Below are 16,711 nucleotides of genomic sequence, written 5' to 3'. Positions count from 1 at the left end.
TGGCGGTTCTCGTCCTCGGGCCGGTGGTCGTGGCGGCCTCTTCTCCCGGGCCGCCGGTCATGCCGTCCCCCTTCGCAGTACCGCCGGTCACGACGTCCCCTCCTCCGTGCCGTCGGCCGTGCCGCTCTCCGTGTCGTCGTCACCGGCCCCCGTACCGCCGACCGTGTCCAGGCGGACCTCCGTCCCCCCGTCCCGGCCGTCCCGCACCGTCAGTTCCGCGCCGATCAGCAGGGCCCGCTCGCGCATGCCCCGCAGCCCGGCGCCCTCGGCCGCGTTCACGATGCCCCGCCCGTCGTCCCGCACGAGCAGCCCCACCCCGCCCCGGGGAAGGAGCCGCAGTCGCAGGTCGACGTGGCTCGCGCCCGAGTGGCGGGCCGTGTTGGTCAGACCCTCCTGCGCCACCCGGTAGAGCACGAGCTCCGTCTCGTGGTCGAGCTTCGGCAGACCCGCGTCGATGTGGGGTCGCACCGTCAGACCGCGCGTGGAGAACTCCGACGCCAGCGACCTGAGCGCGCTGTGCAGCCCCAGCTCCTCCAGGACGCCCGGCCGCAGCCGGCGCGCTATGCGCCGGATCTCGTCGAGGCTGCCCCGGGTGGTCTCCTGCGCCTGGAGCAGCTCGGCCCGCAGGCCGGCGGGGGCGTGGTCGGCGGAGTGCTTCAGCTGGAGCAGTACGGCGGTGAGGGTCTGCCCCACCTCGTCGTGCAGCTCCTGCGCGATCCGCCGCCGCTCGGCCTCCTGGGCGGACAGCACCCGGGCGCTGCTCGCGGCCCGTTCGGCCTCCAGCCGGTCGAGCATCGTGTTGAACGTACGGGTCAGGTCGGCGATCTCGCCGCGCCCCGCCACCTCCGCGCGCCGGCCGGGCCTCAGCAGGTCCGCCGTCCGCATCACCCGGGTGAGGCGCTGGAGCGGCGCGAGGCCGACCCGCAGCAGGAAGGCGTTGGCGACGAGCATCGCCACCAGGCCGGCCACGAGGACGAACGCCTCGCCGACGAGGACCGGGGTGGAGACCGTGACGGGGCCGAAGAGCAGCAGCACGGCGGCGACCAGGATCACGGCGTTCAGCAGGAAGAGGCGCCAGTACAGCGACACCGTCCCGCCTCTCCCCGGGCCCGACGTGTCGCCCGGCCGCTCGATGCCCACCGCGTGTTCGATGCCCGCCGCACATCGGTTACGCACCGTGCATCGGATATGTACCGCGCATCCGCCGCGTACCGCCGGGTGACGCGCGCCGCGCGCCCTCCGGCCCGCGGCGGGACCCGTGTCCCGCCTCATCCTGACCGGTTTGTCGGTGTTCTGTCCATCCGTGCTGACACCCATGTTCCGCGTCTCCACACGGATGGCACCATGACGGGGCCGCGGGGCGTGGGACGACGCCGTTCCCCCCGTGGCGCATCCCTTTCCACGAAAGGCCGGAACCGGCCCCGACCGGCTGCGGCCGGTCACGACGACAGGAGGCGACGGGCCAGTGCCTGCCCCGCGGACCAGAACGACACCCCTGCCCGGAATCGGAGTCCAGTACGACTTCACGACGCGCGAGCACCAGCACCTCTCGGTCATCGCGCACCGCGACGGAACGCGGACGGTGAACGTCTACCGGGCCGACGACCCCGACGCCTGCGCCCAGTCCCTCCACCTCACCGAGGGGGAGACGGCCTCCCTGATCGACGCGCTGATGCCCGCGCACCACAGCCCCAACGTCCTGCACACCACGGACCTGGGACTCGTCGCCGAGCGGATCGAGCTGTCCGCGCACGCGTACTGGAACGGGCGCGTGCTCGGCGACACCCGGATGCGCACCGAGGCGGGCGCCTCCGTCGTCGCCGTCCTGCGCCGCTCCGGAGCGATTCCGTCCCCGACGCCGGACTTCCGGCTCGCGGGCGGCGACACGCTCATCGTGATCGGCACCCGCGAGGGCGTCGACGCCGCGGCCGCGATTCTCGGACGGGAGTGAGGGGAGGGTGCATTCCGCTGTCTTTCTGATCGAGTTCGGCGCCATCATCCTCGGCCTGGGCCTGCTCGGCCGCTTCGCGGCCCGGTTCAGCTTCTCCCCGATCCCGCTCTACCTCCTCGCGGGCCTCGCCTTCGGCAACGGCGGTCTGCTGCCGCTCGGCGCCAGTGAGGAGTTCGTCGCCATCGGCGCCGAGATCGGTGTCATCCTCCTGCTCCTGATGCTCGGCCTGGAGTACACGGCGAGCGACCTCGTCTCCAACCTGAAGACCCAGTACCCGGCCGGACTCGTCGACTTCACCCTCAACGCCCTGCCCGGCGCCGTCGCCGCGCTGCTGCTCGGCTGGGGGCCGGTCGCCGCCGTCGTCCTGGCGGGCGTCACCTGGATCTCCTCGTCCGGGGTCATCGCCAAGGTCCTCGGCGACCTCGGCCGCCTGGGCAACCGCGAGACCCCGGTGATCCTCAGCATCCTGGTCCTCGAAGACCTGGCGATGGCCGTCTACCTGCCCATCATCACGGCCCTGCTCGCCGGCGTCGGCCTGGCCGCCGGCAGCGTGACGCTCGCGATCGCCCTGGGCGTGGCCGGACTCGTGCTCTTCCTCGCCCTCCGGTACGGGCGCCTGATCTCGCGGTTCGTCTCCAGCGACGACCCGGAGAAGCTGCTCCTGGTCGTCCTCGGCCTGACCCTGCTCGTCGCCGGTGTCGCCCAGCAGCTCCAGGTCTCCGCCGCCGTCGGCGCGTTCCTCGTCGGCATCGCCCTCTCCGGCGAGGTCGCGGAGGGCGCCCACACCCTGCTGAGCCCGCTGCGCGACCTGTTCGCCGCGGTGTTCTTCGTCTTCTTCGGCCTGCACACCGACCCCGCCAGCATCCCGCCGGTGATCCTGCCGGCGCTCGCGCTGGCGATCGTCACCGCGCTGACCAAGATAGCCACCGGCTACTGGGCCGCGCGCCGGGCCGGGATCGGGGTCAAGGGCCGCTGGCGGGCGGGCGGCGCGCTGGTCGCGCGCGGCGAGTTCTCCATCGTCATCGCCGGACTCGCCGTCAGCGCCGGCGTCCAGCCGCAGATGGGGCCCTTCGCCACCGCCTACGTCCTGGTCCTCGTCGTGATCGGGCCGCTCACCGCCCGCTTCACCGAGCCGATCGCCGCCCACGTCGCCCGTCGCCGGGGCACGCCGACGACTCCGGCCGCGGGAGACGGGGCGCTGCTCGGGGGGTCCACCCCGGACCTCTCGAAGGCCGACGGCGGTGACGTGGAGGCGGGAAGCGGGGCTTCCGGCCGCGTCTGACGCCGCGTCGTACGGACGAGAAGGCCCGGGGGCACGCCCCCGGGCCTTTTCTTCTTCCCTGGACCTCGGTCCCGGGCCTCTTCGCCGTCCTTGGGCCTCGGCCCGGGCCTTTTCGCCGCCCGCTCAGTACGATGGCCTGCCGACCGGGCGGGCGGCGGACGGCGCCGCCGGGCGCGGCAGGAGCGGAAGGGCGGCGGCATGGTGGACCGGAGCGAGGACGGGGCGGAGGGCCCCGCCCGCAGGCGCGGGCAGGGCGAGCTGGAGGCCCAGGTGCTCGCCGTCCTGCGCGAGGCGTCCGAGCCGGTGCCCGTGGCGTGGGTGCGGGAGCGGCTCGGCGGCGGCCTCGCCTACACCACCGTGATCACCATCCTGACCCGTCTGCGCGCGAAGGGCGCCGTCGAACGCGAGCGCGCCGGCCGGTCCTTCCGGTGGACGGCGGTCGCGGACGAGGCGGGGCTCGCCGCGCTGCGGATGCGGAAGGTCCTGGACGCCGAGGCGGACCGGCAGGCGGTCCTGGCCAGCTTCGTGACCGCCCTCTCGCCGAACGACGAGCGACTCCTCCGTGAACTCCTCGCCCCGGAGGCCGGGGAGGAGGAAGGCTGACCGCCATGGGAGTCTTCGTCTTCCTTCCCCTGGTCCTTCCGCTCACCGCGTGGCCGGTCGCCCGCCTCGCCGAACAGCGGCTCCACCCCCGCACCGCGACCCGGCTGCTCGCCGCCGTCGCCGGTGTCTCCGCCGTGTGCAGCACGCTCTGCCTCGGGCTGCTCATGATCGTGGGCACCGCGCAACTGCCCGGCAACCCGCTCCCCGACAGCTGGTCGGACCCCGACGTGCGCGCGGCCGTCCCGTACGACGAGATCGCGGGCCGGGCGGCCATCCCCGCGCTGCTCGCCGTCCTGGTCTCCTGCGCCGTCGCCGCGTGGCGGCAGGCGCGGGTGCGCCGCCGGACGGCGGGCGCGCTCGCCGGGCTGCCGCCGACGTCCGTCGCGGTGCTGCCGGACCGCACGCCGTACGCGTACGCGCTCCCCGGCGGTCGCGGCCGCGGGCACGGCCGCGGGCGGGTCGTGGTCAGCACCGGCATGCTCGCCGGGCTCGGGTCCGCCGAGCGCCGGGCCCTCTTCGCCCACGAGCGGGCCCATCTGAACGGGCGTCACCACCGGCACCTGCTCACGGTCCACCTGGCGGCCCGGGCCAACCCGTTCCTGCGCCCGCTGCGCACCGCCGTCGCGTACACCGCCGAGCGCTGGGCCGACGAGGAGGCGGCGGCCGAGGTCGGCAGCCGCCGCACCGTGGCGCGGGCGATCGGCAAGGCCGCGCTGCTCGCCCCCCGCGCCCCCGCCGCCACGCTCCCCGCCCTGGCGGCGGTGGGCCCGGTGCCCCGGCGGGTCGCCGCCCTGATGCGCCCGGCCCCGATGGGCCGCGCCTGGCCGCCGGTGTGCACGGCGGCCGGACTGGCCGCCTGGGGCGCCGCCTTCGGCACGACGGTCTCGGCCCTGTCCTCGGCGAACTCGGCCGTCACGCTGTACTTCGTGCTGCACGCGGCCACGACGTCGGTGTAGCCGGTACGGCGAGCGGTCGGTACGCCGGGCCCTCGCCTCCCGGCGTGCCGGCCGTACCGAAACCGCCGGACGCGCCCTAGAGATCGAACTCGTGGGGCGGCAGCTCCAGGGTGAAGCAGGCCTCGCGGACCACGGCCTGTTCCGTCTTGTCGAAGTCGCCGTCGGCGCCGCCGATGACGATGCCGATCTGGACGACGGCGCGGGCCTCGGCCGGCTTCTTCTTCGCCTTGGCGATCTCCTGGAGGACGCCGACCTTGCCGAAGTCGAAGTCGGCGGTGAGCTTGTCCAGGTTGGCGTCGAAGCGGCGCTGGAGGTCGAGCGCGTCGAAGTTCTGCAACACCTCGTTGGTCGCGATGAGCTGGGCGACCCGGCGGCGCTCCGAGGGGTCGATCGTGCCGTCGGCGGCGGCGACGAGGGCGCACATGGCCATGCTCGCGTCCCGGAACGCGCCGCTCTTCAGGTCGTTCTTCTTCGCCACCAGCTGGGTCTGCATCGTCGATGCGGATTCCTTGATGCGGTCCCACAGAGCCATGAGCACTCCAGACGTCGATCGCTTATTTCTACTTACGTGTAGAACTTAGCAGTACCGCCGGGAGTTCCCGGGCCCGCGGATCCCGGTCACCCGCCCAGGACCAGGAGCGAGAGCCACAGGGCCGCCGTCGAGGCGACGAGGGCCGCGGGGACGGTGAGCAGGCCGAGGCGGGTGAACTCCCCGAGGTCGACCGGATGGCGGTGGTGGTGGGCGATGCGGCGCCAGAGGAGGGTGGCGAGCGAGCCCGCGTACGTGAGGTTGGGGCCGATGTTCACGCCGATCAGGACGGCGAGCACCGCGCCGGGCCCGGACCCGGCCGCCAGCGGGACCAGGGCCAGGGTCGCGGGCAGGTTGTTGATGAGGTTGGCGAGGACGGCGGCGAGCGCGGCGGCGCCCAGCAGGGCCGGCAGCGAGGTGCCGTCCGGCAGGAGGTGGGCCAGGACGGTCCCGAGGCCGTTGTCGACGACGGCGCGGACGACGACGCCCAGGGCCAGGACGAACGCGAGGAAGGGCAGCGAGGCCGAGCGGACGAGCGCGCGCGGGGTGGTGCGGCGGCGCGCCAGGGCCCGTACGGCGAGGACGGCGGCGCCCGCCGCGGCCGCCCACGCCGGGTCCACGCCGACGGCCGAGGCGACGGCGAAGCCGACGAGGGTCGCGGCCACGGTGACCAGGGCGAAGAGCGGGAGTTCGACGGGCTCCGGCGGCTCGGTGGCGTCGGCCGGTGCGGCGAGGTCGCGGGCGAAGAAGCGGCGGAAGACCGCGTACTCGACCGCGACGGCGGTGAGCCAGGGAAGCAGCATCAGGAGCGCGAACCGGGTGAAGCCGAGGCCGGTGGCCGTGAAGGCGAGCAGGTTGGTCAGGTTCGAGACGGGCAGGAGCAGCGAGGCCGTGTTCGACAGGTGGGCGCTCGCGTAGACGTGGGGTTTGGGGCGGGCCCCCATCCGGGCGGCCGTCGCGAAGACCACCGGGGTCAGCAGGACGACCGTCGCGTCCAGGCTCAGCGCGGCGGTGATCAGCGAGGCGAGGCCGAAGACGGCGCCGAGCAGCCGCTGGGGCCGACGGCGCGACCAGCGGGCCATCCAGGCGCCGCAGGCGTGGAAGAGGCCCTCGTCGTCGCAGAGCTTGGCCAGGACGAGGACGGCCGCGAGGAAGCCGATCACCGGCCCGAGCCGTTCGGCCTCCTCACGCACGGCGTCGGGCGTGACCGCCCCCACCGCGAGGACGGCGCCGGCGGCGGGCAGCGCGAAGACCGCCTCGGGGAGGCGGAAGGGGCGGGCCACGGCGCAGAAGAGCACCACGGCCAGGGCGAGCACGGACACGGACGAGACGAGCATGCGTCCGATCATCCGGGGTGGCGGAGGGCGGGACGGCTCCGGGTGCCGGTGAGTCCTGGCTGGCCCGCTCCCGCCGTGCTTTTTCGGCCGGGTTCCCACCCACCCCTTGTCAGTGCAATTTCACATTACTATTGTACCGATCGTGCCGCAGCCGTGAGCGAGGTCGACTCGGCGCGCGTACGAGCGAGATGACCGTGAGACACCCCGCACCGCCCCGCCCGTCCCCGAGAGAATGCGACACACCGCCGCCGTGTCCAAGAGCCAGAGCCCGGACGCCGTGATCATCGGCGCGGGCGTCGTCGGAGCCGCCTGCGCGTACTTCGCCGGCCGCGCGGGACTCTCCGTCGCGGTCGTCGACCGGGGCCCGGTCGCGGGCGGCACCACCGGCGCCGGCGAGGGCAACCTCCTCGTCTCCGACAAGGAGCCCGGACCCGAACTCGACCTCGCCCTGCTCTCCGCGCGCCTCTGGCGCGACCTCTCCGCCCTGCTCCCGCCCGACATCGAGTACGAGGCCAAGGGCGGCCTCGTCGTGGCGCCCGACCCGACCGCCCTCAAGGCCCTGCGCGCCTTCGCGGAAGGGCAGCGGGCGGCCGGCGTCGAGACCGCCGAGGTCCCCGGCGACGGGCTGCGCGCCCTCGAACCCCACCTCGCCGACGGCCTCGCGGGCGGCTTCCACTACCCGCAGGACTCCCAGGTCCAGCCCGCCCGCGCGGCGGCCCGCCTCCTCGCCGCCTCCGGCGCCGCCGTCCACCTCGGAGAGGAGGTCACCGGCATCCTCCGCACCCCCTCCGGGGCCGTGCGCGGAGTCCGCACCGCCCGCCGCGAACTCGCCGCCCCCGCCGTCGTCAACGCGGCCGGGACCTGGGGCGGCGCGGTCGCCGCCCTCGCCGGTACGGAGCTTCCGGTACGGCCCCGGCGCGGCTTCGTGCTCGTGACCGAACCCCTGCCCAGGGTCGTGCGCCACAAGGTGTACGCCGCCGACTACATCGCGGACGTGGCCAGCGGTTCGGCCGCGCTCCAGTCCTCGGCCGTCGTCGAGGGCACCCCCGCCGGGCCCGTCCTCATCGGGGCCACCCGCGAACGCGTCGGCTTCGACCGCTCCCTGTCCACCGAGGCCCTGCGCCGGCTCGCCGTCCGGGCCGCCGCGCTCTTCCCGGTCCTCGCCGACGTGCGGGTGCTGCGCGCCTACCACGGCTTCCGCCCCTATCTGCCGGACCACCTCCCGGCGATCGGACCCGACCCGCGCGTCCCGGGGCTGCTGCACGCCTGCGGCCACGAGGGCGCGGGCATCGGCCTCGCCCCGGCCACGGGACTCCTGATCGCCGCCGCGCTCACGGGCGGCGCGGGGGAGGGGGCGGAGGGCGTGGACCCGGCGCCCTTCCGGCCCGAACGGTTCGACCACACCTCCGGCCCCGGACGACGGGAGAGCACCCGATGAGACGACGCCGTACCCCGCGCGACCTGGTCGGCGGCCGGGCCGGGGCCGCCTTCACCGTCACGTTCGACGGGCGCCCGCTCACCGCGCTCGACGGCCAGTCCGTCGCCGCCGTCCTGTGGGGCGCGGGCATCCTGACCTGGCGCACCACGCGGAACGCCGGGGCGCCGCGCGGGGTCTTCTGCGGCATGGGCAGCTGCTTCGACTGCCTCGTCACGGTCAACGGACGCCCCAACCAGCGCGCCTGCCTCACCCCGGCCCGCCCGGGCGACGCCGTCACGACACAGGAGGGGACGGGCCGTGCGGAACTCACCGTCTGAGCCGCCGAGACTGTCCACGCCCGGACCACCCGAGCCGTCTGAGCCCTCGAACGGGCCCTCGGAGAAGGGACCAGGAGCGTCGTACGACTCCGACCTCGCCGTCGTCGGCGCCGGTCCCGCCGGGCTCGCCGCCGCCGTGGAGGCGGCCCGGCGCGGGCTCCGGGTGGTCCTCGTCGACGCGGGGGACCGGCCCGGGGGCCAGTACCACCGGCATCCCGCGCCCGGCCTCGGCGCGCTGCGGCCCGGGGCGCTCCACCACGACTGGCGGGAGTTCACCCGGCGGACGGCGGCCCTGGACGGCTTCGTCCGGGCGGGCCGGGTCGTCCACCTGCCCGGCCACCACGTCTGGGCGGTGGTGGCCGAAGGTGCGGACCGGACGCTGCACGCCGTGGCCGAGGGCGACGGGAGCGCCGCGACCGTCCGGGCCCGCGCGGTGCTCCTGGCCACCGGCTCCCACGAGCGCCAACTGCCCTTCCCCGGCTGGACACTGCCGGGCGTGGTGGGCGCCGGGGGCGCGCAGGCGATGCTCAAGGGCGGGCTCGTCCTGCCCGGCCGCCGGGTCGTCGTGGCCGGCAGCGGACCCCTGCTCCTGGCGGTCGCCGACTCGCTGGCGGCGGCGGGCGCCCGCGTCCCCGCCGTCGTCGAGGCCGGTGCGTACCTGGGCTACTCCGGCTTCGTCCCGACGCTCCTCCGCAACCCCGCCAAGCTCGCCGAAGGAGCCCTGCACGGGGGCGCGTTGCTGCGGTACGGCACCAGGCTCCTCGCCCGTCACGCGGTCGTCGAGGCCCACGGCTCCGCGCGCGTCGAGGCGGTGACCGTGGCGCGGCTCGGCCCCGACTGGCGGCCCCTGCCGGGGACCGGCCGCCGGATCCCCTGCGACGCGCTCGCCGTCGGCCACGGCCTCGTACCGCAGCTCGAACTCGCCACGGCGCTCGGCTGCGCGACCCGCACGGCCGCCGACGGGACGGCCGCCCTCGTCCTCGACGCCGCGCAGGCGACCTCGGTCCCCGGCGTCTGGGCCGCCGGGGAAGCGGGCGGTATCGGCGGCGCCCGGCTCGCGGTCGTCGAAGGGACGCTGGCGGCCCTCTCCGTCGCCCGCGCCCTCCTCGGCGGCCGGGCGTCGGAGCCCCGCGAGGCCGGGCTCCGGCGCCGCCGCGACCGGCTGCGCGCCTTCGCGGAGGCGATGGGCGCCGTGCACCGGCCCGGGCCCGGCTGGACCGGGTGGCTGCGGCCGGACACCGAGGTCTGCCGCTGCGAGGAGGTGCCGGCGGCCCGCGTGGCGGAGGCCGTCGACCTCCTGGGCGCGCGGGACGCCCGTACGGTCAAGCTCTTCACCCGGGCCGGCATGGGCTGGTGCCAGGGCCGCGTGTGCGGCCCCGCCGTGGCCGCCCTCGCCGGAACGGCCTCCGGGGACGGGGCGGCCCCGGACCGGCGCCCGCTCTCCTGCCCCGTACCGCTCCGGCACCTGGCGGAGCTCCCGGAGCAGGGCCGTACCGATAGCTGATTGATCGTCAGAACCGAACGCGTGCGGGCCTCTTGTGGTCCGTCCGAGCTTCAGTAAAATGTCACACACCACACAAGGGAGCCTTTCATGGTCCACGAGCAAGCACCCGTGCACCGCGACCGACCCTGGCGCGGGATCATGGTCGCCACCGCCCTCCCCCTGCGCGACGACGGCTCCGTCGACCACGACGCCTACGCGCGCCACGTGGCCCGGCTGATCGCCGAGGGCTGCGACGGAGTCGTCCCGAACGGCTCCCTCGGCGAGTACCAGACGCTCACCGACGACGAGCGCGCCCGCGTCGTGCGGACCGCCGTCGAAGCCGCCGGGGACGGCGCCCGCGTCATGCCGGGCGTCTCCGCGTACGGCGGCGCCGAGGCCCGCCGCTGGGCCGAGCAGGCCGCCGAGGCCGGCGCCGGCTCCGTCCTGCTGCTGCCGCCCAACGCCTACCGGGCCGACGAGGCCGCCGTGCGCGACCACTTCGCCTCCGTCGCCGCCGTCGGCCTGCCCGTCGTCGCCTACAACAACCCCCTCGACACCAAGGTCGACCTCACCCCCGGCCTCCTCGCCCGGCTGTACGCCGACGGCAGCGTCGTCGCCGTCAAGGAGTTCAGCGGGGACGTCCGCCGCGCCTACGAGATCGCCGAACTCGCCCCCGGCCTCGACCTGCTGGCCGGCGCCGACGACGTCCTCCTCGAACTCGTCCTCGCCGGCGCGGTCGGCTGGGTCGCCGGCTACCCCAACGCCCTCCCGCGCACCTGCGCGACCCTCTACCGGGCCGCCGTCGCCGGGGACCTCGACACCGCCCTCCCGCTCTACCGGTCCCTCCACCCGCTCTTCCGCTGGGACTCGAAGACCGAGTTCGTCCAGGCGATCAAGCTCTCCATGGACCTCGCCGGACGCCACGGCGGCGCCTCCCGGCCGCCCCGGCTCCCGCTCGCCCCCGAGCAGGAGGCCGCCGTGCGGGCCGCCACGGAGAAGGTCCTCGCGGAGGGCCACGCGTAACCCCGTACACCCCCGGCCCCGAGGCCGCTTCCCACGACAGAAGGGGACCCATGCGCACCCGCCACGTCTACCACGCGGTGGACTCCCACACCGAAGGCATGCCCACCCGGGTGATCACCGGCGGCCTCGGGGTGATCCCCGGCGCCACGATGGCCGAGCGGCGGCTGCACTTCGCCGAGCACCTCGACCACGTCCGCACCCTCCTCATGTACGAGCCGCGCGGCCACGCGGCGATGAGCGGCGCGATCCTCCAGCCGCCCACCCGCCCCGACGCCGACTACGGCGTCCTCTACATCGAGGTCTCCGGCCTCCTCCCGATGTGCGGCCACGGCACCCTCGGGGTCGCCACCGTCCTCGTCGAGACGGGCATGGTGCCGGTCGTCGAACCGGTCACCACCGTCCGCCTCGACACCCCGGCGGGGCTCGTGAGCGTCGACGTGCGGGTGGAGGACGGCGCGGCGAAGGCGGTCACACTCACCAACGTGCCCTCCTACTGCGTCGGCCTCGACCTCAAGGCGGACGTGCCCGGGTACGGCACCGTCACCTACGACCTCGCCTACGGCGGCAACTTCTACGCCTTCGTGGACCTCGACTCCCTGGGGCTGCCCTTCGACCGCGCCCGCAAGGACGAACTCCTCGCCGCCGGACTCGCCGTCATGGCCGCGATCGAGGCCGGGCCCGACCGGCCCGTCCACCCGGAGAACCCCGCCATCGCCGGGGTCAAGCACGTCTACCTGGCCGCGCCCGGCTCCGACGCGACCCGCTCGCGCCACGCCATGGCCATCCACCCCGGCTGGTTCGACCGCTCCCCGTGCGGCACCGGCACCAGCGCCCGCATGGCCCAGCTGCACGCCCGGGGGCTGCTCGCCCCGGGCGCCGACTTCGTCAACGAGTCCTTCATCGGGACCGAGTTCACCGGCCGGATCGTCGGCGAGACCACCGTGGGCGGACTGCCCGCCGTCGTCCCGACCGTCACCGGCCGGGCCTGGATCACCGGCACGGCGCAGTACTTCCTCGACCCCGACGACCCGTTCCCGGCCGGCTTCCTCCTCTGAGACCGCCGGTTTCCCGCGCCGGGCCCGTGGGAGGCGGGCGGTCCGGCCGGACGGCGAAACGTGACATTGTACGATGCTCCTCCGTGACTTCTCGGAGGACGCACGATGGGTGACCTGAAGCAGTACGGCCTCGTCAGAGCGCAGGAGAGGCTCCGCGACCAGGTCGCGCACGCCCTCCGCGCGGCCCTGATCGCCGGGGAACTGCGCCCCGGCCAGGTCTACTCGGCCCCCGGCCTCGCGGCCGACCTCGGCGTCTCCGCGACCCCGGTCCGCGAGGCCATGCTCGACCTGGCCCGGGAGGGCCTGGTCGAGCCCGTCCGCAACAAGGGCTTCCGCATCACCGAGGTCAGCGAGCGCGACCTCGACCAGTACACCGAACTGCGCACCCTCATCGAGGTCCCCACCGTCGGCCGGGTCACCAGGTCGGCCACGCGGGAGCAGCTGGAGGAACTCCGCCCGGTCGCCGAGGAGATCGTCGCCCGCGCCCGCGAGCACGACCTCATCGGCTACCTGGAGGCGGACCGCCGCTTCCACCTCGCCCTGCTCGGCCTCTCCGGCAACGAGCGGCTCGTCGAGACCGTCGGGGAGCTGCGCAAGCGCTCCCGCCTCTACGGCCTGACGGGCCTGGACGAGGCCGGTCTGCTCGTCTCCTCCGCCGAGGAGCACGTCGAACTCCTCGACCTCATGATCGCCGGGGACGCGCGCGGCGCCGAGGCCTGCATGCGCCGCCACCTCGGCCACGTCCGCTCCCTGTGGGCCGAGGGCCGCGACGAGCCGGCGGGACGCCGGTAGGAAGACCTCCCCGGGGAGGTCTTCCGCGAGGGCTCCCGAGCCCTCCGGAGACGGCCCCGAAGCGCGCCAACTCGGCTTTCTCCGGCGGGAATCCCACGACCTGGACACCCTCCGGGGCATCTATATGCTGACACCATGCTTTCCGCCGCCACGCCCGCGCACGCCGATTCCGCCGCCTCCACCCCCTCCGCGCCCGTCCCGGCCGTCGCCTCCCGGCTGGCCGGCGTCGGCTCGTCGCCGGTACGGGACATCCTGGCGCTCACGGCGCGCCCCGAGATGATCTCCTTCGCGGGCGGGCTGCCCGCACCCGAGCTGTTCGACGTGGCCGGGATCCGGGCCGCGTACGACGGGGTCCTCACGGACCTCCCGCGGCAGGCGCTCCAGTACTCGACGACCGAGGGCGACCCGGAGCTGCGGGCCGCCGTCGCCGGCCGGCTCACCGCGCGCGGACTGCCCACGGACGCCGACGACCTGCTCGTCACCACCGGCTCGCAGCAGGCCCTCACGCTCCTCGCCACCGCCCTCCTCGAACCGGGCGGCGTGGTCCTCGTCGAGGACCCCTGCTACCTGGCCGCCCTCCAGACCTTCGCCTTCGCCGGGGCCCGCGTCGTCCCCGTGCCCACCGACGACCAGGGCATCGTCCCGGAGGCCCTTGAGGAGATCGCGGCCCGCGAGAACCCGACCCTCCTCTACGTCGTCCCCACCTTCCAGAACCCCACGGGCCGCACCCTCCCCGCCGGGCGCCGCACCGCCGTCGCCGAGGCCGCGGCCCGCCACGGCTTCTGGATCGTCGAGGACGACCCGTACGGCGAACTGCGCTACGACGGCGAGCCCGTCCCCTGGATCGCCGCCGACCCCGCGGCGGCCGACCGCACCGTCCTGCTCGGCTCCTTCTCCAAGGTGATGGCCCCCGGCCTGCGGCTCGGGCACCTGCGCGCCCCCGCCGGGCTCCGCCGCTCCTGCGTCATCGCCAAGCAGGCCGCCGACCTGCACACCTCGACCGTCGACCAGGCCGCGGCCGCGCGCTACCTGCGCGACAGCGACCTCGACGCGCACGTCGCGGTGATGCGCGCCGCCTACCGGGAGCGCAGGGACGCCATGCTCGACGGACTGCCGGCCGCGCTGCCCGGGGGCAGCCGGTGGAACAGGCCGGAGGGCGGCATGTTCGTCTGGGCGACCCTGCCCGAGGGGTACGACGCCACCGCGCTCCTGAGGACCGCCGTCGGACACGAGGTGGCGTACGTGCCGGGGGCTCCGTTCTTCTGCGGAGAACCGGACCCGGGCGCCATGCGTCTGTCGTTCACGACGCACTCGGCCGAGGAGATCGGCGAAGGCCTCCGCAGGCTCGCCAAGAGCTTCGTCTGACATGCGGGGCGAGGTACGGGGAACGGGAGCGGGTGACAGCGGCCCGGCACCGGGACGGAATGGGCCGACCGGGTGACCTTCCGGTCCGTCCGCCCGCCACGCCGTCATCACGTCGTGTCGTTGTTGGGCCGAACGGGTGAGGAGCGGGAGGATGGACCCATGAGTAGGTACGAGAGGTACGACGTCACCGACGAGCAGTGGGAGGGCCTCGCGCAGGTCGTGCCCCTGCGCGGCCGTGACGAATGGCCGTCCAGGGTCGACCACCGCACGGTCCCCGAGCAGTACGAATCCGCCGAGCAGCGCCGCATGGTCGTGCTCCGCGTGCAGGTCTTCGCCGACGCCCGCGAGGTCGCCGAGTACCTCGTCGCCCAGATCCCGGTGCTCCTCGATCTGACCGGCGCCGACACCGAAGTCGCCAAGCGGATCCTCGACTTCAGCAGCGGCGTCGTCTTCGGGCTCGGCAGCGGGATGCACCGCGTCGACCGCAACGTCTTCCTCCTCGCCCCGGCGGGCACGGAGGTCGAGGGAGCGGAGGGCGCGGACGAGGAGGAGGCCGTGGGCGGCCGGGCCGCCGGCGTCCCCCGATCGTAGGAAGGTCCGCCCGACGTAACGGTTCGCCGGGGAAAGGCCTGCGTACGGTCCGGACATGGACCTCACCGGCGGCCCCGCGCTCGCCCGCACGTCGAAGAACCACCCCTCCGACCCCGCTTCCGCTCCCGTTCCTGATCCCGCTTCCGCTTCCGCTTCCGTCCCGGGCTCCGCCTCCGTACCCGGCGCCGCTTCCCCCTCCGACGCCGCTCCCCCTGCCGGACCGCGCGTCCCGGAGGCCCGCTACCCCGCCGCGTCCGCCCCCGCCCGCAGGACGGGCGTCCCCTCCCGGACGGCCGCCCCCGCCGGTGCGGGCACCTCCCCTCCGCGCGCCTCCCGGCCCCGTGCCTCCGTCCCCGAGGCGCGGGGCCCGGTCGCGCCGGAGGCGCGGGAGGAGCGGCCCGACGCCCGGCCCACCGTCACCGAGCTGCGCCTCTCCGCGTTCGCCGGCCACCGCTCCGCCGCGCACGCGCTCGGCCCCGTGACCCTCTTCACCGGGCCCAGCGGCAGCGGCAAGACCACCACCCTGCGGGCGTACGAGGCGCTGGCCCGGCTCTGCGCGGGCGACCCGCTCGACGAGGTGTTCCCGGACGCCGCCGACCTCGTCCCCGAGCGCGCCCGGCCCGACGCCCAGGGCAGGCGCGGATTCCGCATCGGCTGCACCGTCGACGGGCCGTGCGGCCCCGTCCTCCTGGACCTCGCCGTGCAGGCCGAGCCCCGGCTCCGGATCGTCGGCGAACGGCTCACCGCCCGGGGCCGCACCCTGCTCGCCACCGCCCTCCGCGATCCCGGCCGCAGCACCGTCCAGGCCGAGTGGCACACGGCGGGCACCACCCCCGTGACCAGGGCCCCGTTCCCCGACGACCTCCTCGGCACGGCCCTGCTGCCGCTGCGGGTCGCCGGCCGGACCCCCGGACAGCTGGAGGTCCTGGCCGCCGCCGAACAGGTGGTCGTCGGACTGCGGTCCGCCTTCGCCTGCGACCCCCGGCCCGAGCGGATGCGGGCCCCCGTGCCGCCCGGCGAGGGACGGCTGCGGCGCGACTGCGCCAACCTCGCCGAGGTCCTGCACCGCACCCACAACGACTGCCCGCGCCGCCACCACCGCCTCGCGACGGTGGCGGGAGCCGGCTGCGCGGGGACCGTCACGGGGCTCGGGGTGCGGGAACTCCGGGAGGGCACCGTCCGGGCGGTGCTCGAACGGGGCGGGCGGCCCGAGACCCCGCTCGGCCGCCTCGGCGACGGGGAACTGCGCTACCTGGCGCTCGCGCTCACCCTGCTCACGGGCCCGGGGGTCCTGGAGATGGACCGCATCGCCGAGGTGCCCGACGCCATGCAGAGCCTGACGCTGCTCGCCGACGGCCTCGACCGGGGCCTCGACCGGCGCCAGTCGGGCGAACTGCTCCGCCTCGCCGTGGAGATCGCCGGGGACGGGCACATCCGGCTGGCGGGCGCGGTGGGCGACCGGACGGCGGCGGAGGCGCGCCGGACGCCCGGGGTGACGGTGGTAGACCTGAGCGCGTGACGTACGAAGACGCGACGGACGACAGCGTGGTGGGGCTCCGGCGCAGGCTGGTCGAGTTCGCGGCAGCCCGCGACTGGCAGCCCTACCACACGCCCAAGAACCTGGCGGCGGCCCTCAGCGTGGAGGCGGCCGAACTCCTGGAGATCTTCCAGTGGTTGACCCCCGAGCAGGCCGAGCGGGTGATGGAGGACCCGGAGTCGGCCCACCGGGTCGCCGACGAGGTGGCGGACGTGCTCGCCTACCTCCTCCAGTTCTGCGAGGCGCTCGGGATCGATCCGCTGGCGGCGCTCGCGGCCAAGATCGACCGCAACGAGCTCCGGTTCCCCGCCAAGCGGCGGGGCGGGGAGGACGAGAGGCGGGACCGAGAGGGGGAGAGGGAGGACGGAGAGGACGAGAGGCGCGGCGAAGAGGGCGAGAGGGAGGAGACGGGTGGGGAGCGGGGTGAGGAAGCGATGAGAGAGGGCCCGTGA

At 75.2% G+C, this 16,711-nt stretch carries 17 protein-coding genes; 14 read left to right on the top strand and 3 right to left on the bottom strand.

What is annotated here, in order from left to right; translation table 11 throughout:
• Window positions 1-87: 87 nt before the first annotated feature.
• Window positions 88-1,089, bottom strand: coding sequence for a sensor histidine kinase (locus AB0398_RS27100; protein ID WP_366378261.1), 1,002 nt, complete (start codon window positions 1,087-1,089; stop codon window positions 88-90).
• A 376-nt stretch (window positions 1,090-1,465) separates the two neighbouring features.
• Here AB0398_RS27100 and AB0398_RS27095 point away from each other — a divergent pair, with 376 nt between their 5' ends.
• The 4 genes from AB0398_RS27095 to AB0398_RS27080 all read left to right on the top strand — a co-directional run bounded on the left by AB0398_RS27095 (window position 1,466) and on the right by AB0398_RS27080 (window position 4,792).
• Window positions 1,466-1,951, top strand: coding sequence for a TrkA C-terminal domain-containing protein (locus AB0398_RS27095; RefSeq protein WP_366378236.1), 486 nt, complete (start codon window positions 1,466-1,468; stop codon window positions 1,949-1,951).
• 7 nt (window positions 1,952-1,958) lie between these two features.
• Window positions 1,959-3,233: a cation:proton antiporter gene (locus tag AB0398_RS27090; protein WP_366378235.1), complete on the top strand. Its 1,275-nt coding sequence runs from the start codon at window positions 1,959-1,961 to the stop codon at window positions 3,231-3,233.
• Window positions 3,234-3,431: 198 nt separating this feature from the next.
• A complete protein-coding gene (locus tag AB0398_RS27085) occupies window positions 3,432-3,836 on the top strand; it encodes a BlaI/MecI/CopY family transcriptional regulator (RefSeq protein ID WP_366378234.1) in 405 nt (134 codons plus the stop codon).
• A 5-nt stretch (window positions 3,837-3,841) separates the two neighbouring features.
• Entirely contained in the window at window positions 3,842-4,792 is a 951-nt protein-coding gene (locus AB0398_RS27080; protein ID WP_366378233.1) for a M56 family metallopeptidase, read from the top strand.
• Between the two features lie 76 nt (window positions 4,793-4,868).
• On the opposite strand, the gene AB0398_RS27075 is transcribed toward AB0398_RS27080, so the two are convergent.
• Window positions 4,869-5,324, bottom strand: coding sequence for a TerB family tellurite resistance protein (locus AB0398_RS27075; protein ID WP_366378232.1), 456 nt, complete (start codon window positions 5,322-5,324; stop codon window positions 4,869-4,871).
• Window positions 5,325-5,410: 86 nt separating this feature from the next.
• Window positions 5,411-6,658: an SLC13 family permease gene (locus AB0398_RS27070; protein WP_366378231.1), complete on the bottom strand. Its 1,248-nt coding sequence runs from the start codon at window positions 6,656-6,658 to the stop codon at window positions 5,411-5,413.
• Window positions 6,659-6,908: 250 nt separating this feature from the next.
• Here AB0398_RS27070 and AB0398_RS27065 point away from each other — a divergent pair, with 250 nt between their 5' ends.
• The 10 genes from AB0398_RS27065 (at window position 6,909) to AB0398_RS27020 (ending at window position 16,711) form a co-directional block, all read left to right on the top strand.
• Entirely contained in the window at window positions 6,909-8,096 is a 1,188-nt protein-coding gene (locus AB0398_RS27065; RefSeq protein WP_366378230.1) for an FAD-dependent oxidoreductase, read from the top strand.
• A complete protein-coding gene (locus AB0398_RS27060; RefSeq protein ID WP_366378229.1) occupies window positions 8,093-8,413 on the top strand; it encodes a (2Fe-2S)-binding protein in 321 nt (106 codons plus the stop codon). The genes AB0398_RS27065 and AB0398_RS27060 overlap by 4 nt, the downstream gene beginning before the upstream one ends.
• Window positions 8,394-9,917, top strand: a complete 1,524-nt coding sequence (locus AB0398_RS27055) for an FAD/NAD(P)-binding oxidoreductase (protein WP_366378228.1) — start codon at window positions 8,394-8,396, stop codon at window positions 9,915-9,917. The genes AB0398_RS27060 and AB0398_RS27055 overlap by 20 nt, the downstream gene beginning before the upstream one ends.
• Before the next feature lie 87 nt (window positions 9,918-10,004).
• Window positions 10,005-10,919: a dihydrodipicolinate synthase family protein gene (locus AB0398_RS27050; protein WP_366378227.1), complete on the top strand. Its 915-nt coding sequence runs from the start codon at window positions 10,005-10,007 to the stop codon at window positions 10,917-10,919.
• 50 nt (window positions 10,920-10,969) lie between these two features.
• The gene (locus AB0398_RS27045) at window positions 10,970-11,974 is read left to right on the top strand and encodes a proline racemase family protein (RefSeq protein WP_366378226.1); all 1,005 of its coding nucleotides are present in this window, start codon (window positions 10,970-10,972) and stop codon (window positions 11,972-11,974) included.
• Window positions 11,975-12,079: 105 nt separating this feature from the next.
• Window positions 12,080-12,766: a GntR family transcriptional regulator gene (locus tag AB0398_RS27040; RefSeq protein WP_366378225.1), complete on the top strand. Its 687-nt coding sequence runs from the start codon at window positions 12,080-12,082 to the stop codon at window positions 12,764-12,766.
• 135 nt (window positions 12,767-12,901) lie between these two features.
• Window positions 12,902-14,131, top strand: a complete 1,230-nt coding sequence (locus AB0398_RS27035; protein WP_366378224.1) for a PLP-dependent aminotransferase family protein — start codon at window positions 12,902-12,904, stop codon at window positions 14,129-14,131.
• A 159-nt stretch (window positions 14,132-14,290) separates the two neighbouring features.
• Window positions 14,291-14,722: a cell division protein SepF gene (locus tag AB0398_RS27030; protein WP_366378223.1), complete on the top strand. Its 432-nt coding sequence runs from the start codon at window positions 14,291-14,293 to the stop codon at window positions 14,720-14,722.
• A 55-nt stretch (window positions 14,723-14,777) separates the two neighbouring features.
• Window positions 14,778-16,241: an ATP-binding protein gene (locus tag AB0398_RS27025; RefSeq protein ID WP_366378222.1), complete on the top strand. Its 1,464-nt coding sequence runs from the start codon at window positions 14,778-14,780 to the stop codon at window positions 16,239-16,241.
• A gap of 26 nt (window positions 16,242-16,267) precedes the next feature.
• The gene (locus AB0398_RS27020; RefSeq protein ID WP_366378260.1) at window positions 16,268-16,711 is read left to right on the top strand and encodes a nucleotide pyrophosphohydrolase; all 444 of its coding nucleotides are present in this window, start codon (window positions 16,268-16,270) and stop codon (window positions 16,709-16,711) included.

Origin of the sequence: Streptomyces sp. NPDC086147 (assembly GCF_040702165.1) — a bacterium.
Taxonomy (GTDB): Bacteria; Actinomycetota; Actinomycetes; order Streptomycetales; family Streptomycetaceae; genus Streptomyces.
Note: the sequence above shows the minus strand (reverse complement) of the source record. Positions and strands in the feature narration are given on the sequence as shown.